At 74.2% G+C, this 6,900-nt stretch carries 5 protein-coding genes; 3 read left to right on the top strand and 2 right to left on the bottom strand.

Features of this window, described 5'->3' with window-relative positions:
- Positions 1–101: 101 nt before the first annotated feature.
- A complete protein-coding gene (locus tag ACFV6I_RS31985; RefSeq protein WP_380429084.1) occupies positions 102–2,594 on the bottom strand; it encodes a DEAD/DEAH box helicase in 2,493 nt (830 codons plus the stop codon).
- A gap of 171 nt (positions 2,595–2,765) precedes the next feature.
- On the opposite strand from ACFV6I_RS31985, the gene ACFV6I_RS31980 reads away from it, so the two are divergent.
- Both ACFV6I_RS31980 and ACFV6I_RS31975 read left to right on the top strand, forming a co-directional pair.
- Entirely contained in the window at positions 2,766–3,965 is a 1,200-nt protein-coding gene (locus ACFV6I_RS31980; protein ID WP_380429081.1) for an 8-amino-7-oxononanoate synthase, read from the top strand.
- A 92-nt stretch (positions 3,966–4,057) separates the two neighbouring features.
- Positions 4,058–4,579 (top strand): hypothetical protein, encoded by a 522-nt coding sequence (locus tag ACFV6I_RS31975; RefSeq protein ID WP_380429079.1) that lies wholly within the window; start codon positions 4,058–4,060, stop codon positions 4,577–4,579.
- Between the two features lie 9 nt (positions 4,580–4,588).
- Here the strand turns inward: ACFV6I_RS31975 and ligD are convergent, their stop codons facing one another.
- Entirely contained in the window at positions 4,589–5,596 is a 1,008-nt protein-coding gene (ligD, locus tag ACFV6I_RS31970) for a non-homologous end-joining DNA ligase (RefSeq protein WP_380429076.1), read from the bottom strand.
- Between the two features lie 141 nt (positions 5,597–5,737).
- On the opposite strand from ligD, the gene ACFV6I_RS31965 reads away from it, so the two are divergent.
- Positions 5,738–6,799 carry an ATP-dependent DNA ligase gene (locus ACFV6I_RS31965; protein WP_380429073.1) on the top strand — a complete coding sequence of 354 codons (1,062 nt, stop codon included), beginning with the start codon at positions 5,738–5,740 and terminating at the stop codon, positions 6,797–6,799.
- The last annotated feature ends 101 nt before the right edge of the window (positions 6,800–6,900 follow it).

Genomic DNA, 6,900 nt, shown 5'->3' with positions numbered 1-6,900 from the left:
CGCGGGGGGGGGGGGCGGGGGGGGGGGGCGGGCCCGCCGCCGCGCGCCCCGCCCCCGCCGCCCCCCCCCCCGCGACTCCGCAAGCGAGGGCTGACGGCCCGTCAGCCGCCCAGCCGGTCCACCGCGGTGACCCGCAGCACCGCCCGGCCCTCCTCGTCCGAGCCGTACAGGTCGACCTCGGCGCTGATGCCCCAGTCGTGGTCGCCCTCCGGGTCGTCGAAGATCTGCCGGACCTTCCAGGCGGAGTCCTCCTCCTCGATGATCAGCATCTTGGGGCCGCGCGCGTTCGGGCCGGTGCCGAGGTCGTCGTACTCCTCCCAGTACCCGTCCATGGCGTCCGCCCAGCGGTCCGCGTCCCAACCGTACGAGCCGTCCAGCTCGGCGAGCTCCGCGTAGTGCTCCAGCGCGCACAGCTCGACCCGGCGGAACAGCTCGTTGCGCACCAGCACCCGGAACGCCCGCGCGTTCGCCGTCACCGGCGCCGGCTTGTCGTCCAGCGTCACCTCGGGGGCCTGCGGGTCCGACGGGTTGGCCAGCTGCTCCCACTCGTCCAGCAGGCTGGAGTCGACCTGGCGGACCAGTTCGCCGAGCCAGGCGATGACGTCCTTCAGGTCGTCGGTCTTCACGTCCTCGGGGACGGTCTGCTCCAGCGCCTTGAACGCGCCCGCCAGGTAGCGCAGCACGATGCCCTCGGTGCGCGCCAGCTCGTAGAAGCCAACGTAGTCCGAGAAGGTCATCGCCCGCTCGTACAGGTCGCGGACCACCGACTTCGGCCGCAGCTCGTGGTCGCCGATCCACGGGTGCGCCCGGCGGTACACCTCGTACGCGTGGGTGAGCAGTTCCTCCAGCGGCTTCGGGTAGGTGATCTCCTGGAGCCGCTCCATCCGCTCCTCGTACTCGATCCCGTCGCGCTTCATCTCGCCGATGGCCTCGCCGCGCGCCTTGTTCTGCTGCGCGGCGAGGATCTGGCGCGGGTCGTCGAGGGTCGCCTCGACCACCGAGATCACGTCCATCGCGTACGAGGGCGAGGTCGGGTCGAGGAGCTCGAAGGAGGCCAGGGCGAAGGTGGAGAGCGGCTGGTTGAGCGCGAAGTTCTCCTGGAGGTCGAGCGTCAGGCGCACGATCCGGCCCTCGGCGTCCGGCTCCGGCAGCCGCTCGACCACGCCGCCCTGCAGCAGGGAGCGGTAGATCGCGATCGCGGTGCGGATGTGCCGGCGCTGCGCCGCGCGGTCCTCGTGGTTGTCGGTGAGGAGCTTGCGCATCGCCTCGAAGGCGTTGCCGGGGCGGCCGATCACCGACAGCAGCATCGCGTGGCTCACCTTGAACCGGGAGACCAGCGGCTCCGGGTCGGCGCCGATCAGCTTGTCGAAGGTCTCCTCGGTCCAGCCGACGAAGCCCTCCGGCGCCTTCTTGCGCACCACCTTGCGCTTCTTCTTCGGGTCGTCCCCGGCCTTGGCGATCGCCTTGTCGTTCTCGATCACGTGCTCGGGCGCCTGCGCCACCACCTGTCCGACGGTGTCGAACCCGGCCCGGCCCGCGCGCCCGGCGATCTGGTGGAACTCCCGGGCGCGCAGGATCCGCACCCGCTGCCCGTCGTACTTCGACAGGGCGGTGAACAGCACCGTGCGGATCGGCACGTTGACGCCGACACCGAGCGTGTCCGTCCCGCAGATCACCTTCAACAGGCCCGCCTGGGCGAGACGTTCGACCAGCCGGCGGTACTTCGGCAGCATGCCCGCGTGGTGCACGCCGATGCCGTGGCGCACGAAACGCGACAGGTTGCGGCCGAACTTGGTGGTGAAGCGGAAACCGCCGATCAGGTCGGCGATGGCGTCCTTCTCCGCCTTCGAGCACATGTTGATGCTCATCAGCGACTGCGCCCGGTCCACCGCCTCCTTCTGCGTGAAGTGCACCACGTAGACCGGCGCCTGGCCGGTCTGCAGCAGCTCCTCCAGGGTGTCGTGCATCGTGGTGCGGCGGTACTCGTAGAACAGCGGCACCGGGCGGGTCGTGTTGCGCACCACCGTCGTCGGGCGGCCCGTCCGCCGGGTCAGGTCCTCCTCGAAGCGGCGCACGTCGCCGAGCGTCGCCGACATCAGCAGGAACTGCGCCTGCGGCAGCTCCAGCAGCGGGATCTGCCAGGCCCAGCCGCGGTCCGGCTCCGCGTAGAAGTGGAACTCGTCCATGACCACCTGGCCGACGTCCGCCCGGAGGCCGTCGCGCAGCGCGATCTGCGCCAGCACCTCGGCCGTGCAGCAGATGATCGGCGCGGTCGGGTTCACGCTCGCGTCGCCGGTCATCATGCCGACCTGCTCGGTGCCGAACATCTTGACCAGGTCGAAGAACTTCTCCGACACCAGCGCCTTGATCGGCGCCGTGTAGAACGTCCGCTTCCCCTCCGCCAGCGCCGCGAAGTGCGCCCCGGCCGCCACCAGGCTCTTGCCCGACCCGGTCGGCGTCGCCAGGATGACGTTGTTCCCCGACACCAGCTCGATCAGCGCCTCCTCCTGCGCCGGGTACAGCGTGATCCCGCGCTCCTCCGCCCACGCGGCGAAGGTCTCGTACAGCGCATCGGGCGTGGCGGGCTTCGGCATCAGATCAAGGAGGGTCACCCGGCTATCTTGCCTGCTCGCCGCCACCCCCGGCAAAGCCCGCCCTCCGCCGGCACCCGCCCCGGGACTGTCCGGATCGCTGCACCGGCGGCCGCGAAGCTGTGCGCGGCCGCACATTGATCGCGGCGGCGGGGCCGTGCCAGAGTGCCGGGCATGGTCCAACCGCTCGCGTCCGGAACGCACACCACCGACCTGGCCCCGGCGGCCGTCTTCGACTGGCTCGACGAGGCCGCCGAGCTGCGGGCCGAGGCCGGGCTGACGCGCCGGCTGCGCAGCCGCACGGCACAGGACCCGGTGCTCGACCTGGCCGGGAACGACTACCTGGGGCTGACCAGGCACCCGGCGGTGACGCAGGCGGCGGCCGAGGCGGCGCTGCGCTGGGGCGGAGGATCGACCGGGTCGCGGCTGGTGACCGGGACGACCGCGCTGCACACCGAACTGGAGGAGGAGCTCGCCGCGTTCTGCGGGGTCGAGGCGGCGCTGGTGTTCTCCTCCGGGTACACCGCCAACCTGGCCGCGCTGACCGCGCTCACCGACCCGGACACGCTGATCGTGTCGGACGCCTACAACCACGCCTCGCTGATCGACGGCTGCCGGCTCGCCCGCGCCGACGTCCACCGGGCCCCGCACAGCGACCCGCAGGCCGTCCGGGAGGCGCTGGAGCGCCGGACCCAGCGGCGGGCGCTGGTGGTCAGCGACTCGGTGTTCTCGGTGGACGGCGACGCCGCCCCGCTGACCGGGCTGTCCGCCGCCGCCCGGGCGCACGGCGCAGCGCTGCTGGTCGACGACGCGCACGGGCTGGGCGTCCTCGGCCCCGGCGGCGCCGGGGCGCTCGCGGCGGCCGGGCTCGCCGGGCAGCCGGACACCGTCGCCACCGTCACGCTCTCCAAGTCGCTCGGTTCGCAGGGCGGCGCCGTGCTCGGGCCGCGCCGGGTGATCCGCCACCTCACCGAGACCGCCCGCACCTTCATCTTCGACACCGGCCTCGCCCCGGCCGCCGTCGCCGCCGCCCTCGCCGCGCTGCGCCTGCTGCGCGCCGAGCCGCACCGCGCCGACCGCACCCGCGAGGTGGCCCGCGGCCTCGCGGCCCGGCTGACCGCCGCCGGGCTCCGGGCCTGCGAGCCGGACGCGGCCGTGGTGTCGGTGCGCGCCCCGGGCGCGGAGGCCGCCGTCGCCTGGGCCGCCGACTGCCGGCGGGCCGGGCTCGCCGTCGGCTGCTTCCGCCCGCCGTCCGTGCCGGACGGGGTGTCCCGGCTGCGGCTCACCGCGCGCGGGGACCTGACGGACGCGCAGCTCGCGGAGGCGGTCCGGATCATCGCCGAGCTGGCGCCGGAGGGCGCCCGGGTCGGCTGACACCTGCCGGGAGGGGCGCGCGGCGGCCGCCCGCCTGGCCGCCCGTGCAACCGTCCGGCCGTCGGTGGCGTCACCCCAGCGGGGGTGAGCCGATGGGGGTGGCGGTGCGGCGGTGGGGGCCGGTGGCGGCCGGGGTGCTGCTGGTGTGGCTGGCCGGGTGGCTGGTGGGCGGGCCGGTGCGGCAGTTCGGGCAGGCGGCGGGCCTGGTGGGGGTGCCCGGGACGTTCCGGGCGGAGCGGTGTCTGATCCCGGCGTTCGAGGACGGCCCACCGCCCTCGGACTGCCGGGGCGCGTTCCGCCCGGACGGCGGGAGCCCGGTGCACGAGCACGCCCGGATGTGGGCGGGCGCGCCGGTCGGCGAGGACGTCTGGGCGGTGTGCGAGGGCGACGAGTGCCACCTGGTGTCGGACGCCGAGGTGGCGCGGACGGTGATGCTGCTGGCGCTGGCCCTGGCACCGGGGGTGGCGGGCGTGCTGCTGACCGGCGTCGGCCTGCGCGCGCGGCGGGTCGGCCGGGGGCTGCTGCTCTCCGGCGCGGTCGGGGGCGTCCTGCTGTTCACCCTGGTGGTGCTGGGCGGCGTCCTCTGGTTCGTGCTGGCCATGACGGGGGTGTGAAGACACGCCCTACGCTTTCCGGGCCCGGCTGGGCTGCACCCTGGTCGGCTCGCCGGCCGCCTTGGGGTGGTCGGGCGGGTACGGGAGCTCGCCGAGGCCCTCGTCGCGCAGCTGCTTGTCGTACAGCTCCAGCAGGGCGTCCAGGCGGTACGCCCGGCCGTCCATCTCGGCGTTCAGGTCGCCGAGTTCGGCGAAGCGGGCGGGGACGGTGCGCAGGTCGAAGTCCTCGGGGGAGGCGTCGTCGAGCTCCTCCCAGCGCAGCGGGGTCGAGGCGGTGGCATGCGGGCGGGCGCGCAGGGAGTAGGCGGAGGCGATGGTGCGGTCGCGGGCCATCTGGTTGTAGTCGACGAAGATCCGCTCGCCGCGCTCCTCCTTCCACCAGGCGGTGGTGACCTGCCCGGGCATGCGCTGCTCCAGCACCCGGCCGAGGGCGATCACCGCGTGCCGGCCGTCGGTGAAGGTCCACTCCGGCGCCAGCGGGACGTACACGTGCAGGCCGCGCCCGCCGGAGGACTTGGGCCAGCCGCGCAGCCCGTACTCCTCCAGCAGGGCGCGCAGTTCGTGGGCGGCGCGGACGGCGTCGTGGAAGTCGGTGCCGGGCTGCGGGTCGAGGTCGATGCGCAGCTCGTCGACGTGCTCGGTGTCGGAGCGGCGGACCGGCCAGGGGTGGAAGGTGAGGCAGCCGAGGTTGGCGGCCCACAGCACGGCGGCCGGCTCGGTGGGGCAGATCTCGTCGGCGGAGCGGCCGCTGGGGAAGTTGATCCGGGCGGTGGGCAGCCAGTCCGGCAGGCCCTTGGGGGCGCGTTTCTGGTAGAAGAACTCGCCGTCCACGCCGTCCGGGAAGCGCTGCAGGGTGGTGGGCCGGTCGCGCAGTCCGCGCAGTACCCCGTCGGCGACGGCCAGGTAGTACTGCGCGACGTCCAGCTTGGTGAAGCCGCGCTCGGGGTAGTACACCTTGTCCGGGTTCGACAGCCGGACGCTGCGCCCGGCGACATCCAGTTCCACGGCTGAGCCCATGCCCCTCACGCTAAGGGGGCCGTGCCCTGCGCGCGTCTTTTCGTCGCGGGCCTTCTCGTTGCGGGCCTTCTCGTCGCGCGCCCTTTCGTCGTGTGCCCTTTCGTCGCGCGCCTTCCGGCCGTGCGCGCGAGGATCGGAGCCATGGACCTGCCCGTGATGCCGCCGGTGGCGCCGATGCTCGCCAAGTCGGTGGCGAAGATCCCGCCGGGGATGCAGTACGAGGCCAAGTGGGACGGCTTCCGGACGATCGTGTTCCGCGACGGCGACGAGGTGGAGCTCGGCAGCCGCACCGGCAAACCGCTGACCAGGTACTTCCCCGAGCTGGTCGCCGCGCTGCGGCGGGAGCTGCCGCCGCGCTGCGTGCTGGACGGCGAGGTGGTGATCGCCCGGGACGGCCGGCTGCGGTTCGAGGAACTGCTGGAGCGCATCCACCCGGCGGCCAGCCGGGTGCGGCTGCTCGCGGAGCGGACGCCCGCCTCCTTCATCGCCTTCGACCTGCTCGCGCTCGGTGACGCCCCGCTGCTGGACGAGCCGCTGTCGGTGCGCCGCGCGGCCCTGGAGACGGCGCTCGGCGCCGCCCGCGACCCGGTGTTCACCGCTCCCGCCTCCACCGACCGGGACGTGGCGCAGACCTGGTTCGCCGAGTACGAGGGCGCCGGGCTGGACGGCGTGGTGGCCAAGCCGCTGGACCAGCCGTACCGGCCGGGCGAACGGACCATGTTCAAGATCAAGCACGAGCGCACCGCCGACTGCGTGGTGGCCGGCTACCGCGAGCACAAGAGCGGCCCGGTGGTCGGCTCGCTGCTGCTCGGCATCAACGACGCCGAGGGCCGGCTCCAGCACGTCGGCGTCTGCGCCGCGTTCTCGATGGCCCGCCGCCGCGAACTCGCCGAGGAGCTGGCCCCGTTGCGGATGACCGACCTCTCCCGCCACCCGTGGGGCGGCTGGGCCGACGAGGCGGCGCACGCCGAGGGCCGGCTGCCGGGCGCGGTCAGCCGGTGGACCGGCGGCAAGGACCTCTCCTGGGTCGCGCTGCGCCCCGAGCGGGTGGTCGAGGTCGCCTACGACCACATGGAGGGCACCCGCTTCCGGCACACCGCGCAGTTCCGCCGCTGGCGGCCGGACCGCGCGCCGGAGAGCTGCACCTACGCGCAGCTGGAGGAGCCCGTCTCCTACGATCTGGCCCGCGTGCTGGGCAGTTGACGGCGCGCCGGTGGGGGGGGGGCGGGGGGGCGGGGGCGCCGGGCGTCCGGGGGGGGGGGGCAGGGGTGAGGGGGGCGGGCCACCAACGAGTAGCGGGGGGA

The organism is Kitasatospora sp. NPDC059803 (assembly GCF_042732255.1).
GTDB lineage: Bacteria > Actinomycetota > Actinomycetes > Streptomycetales > Streptomycetaceae > Kitasatospora.
Note: the sequence above shows the minus strand (reverse complement) of the source record. Positions and strands in the feature narration are given on the sequence as shown.

Coding starts and splice junctions, on each gene's coding strand:
- ligD (WP_380429076.1), bottom strand. CDS start 5,596: ATGGGCTCAGCCGTGGAACTGGATGTCGCCGGGCGCAGCGTCCGGCTG.
- ACFV6I_RS31965 (WP_380429073.1), top strand. CDS start 5,738: ATGGACCTGCCCGTGATGCCGCCGGTGGCGCCGATGCTCGCCAAGTCG.
- ACFV6I_RS31985 (WP_380429084.1), bottom strand. CDS start 2,594: ATGCCGAAGCCCGCCACGCCCGATGCGCTGTACGAGACCTTCGCCGCG.
- ACFV6I_RS31980 (WP_380429081.1), top strand. CDS start 2,766: ATGGTCCAACCGCTCGCGTCCGGAACGCACACCACCGACCTGGCCCCG.
- ACFV6I_RS31975 (WP_380429079.1), top strand. CDS start 4,058: ATGGGGGTGGCGGTGCGGCGGTGGGGGCCGGTGGCGGCCGGGGTGCTG.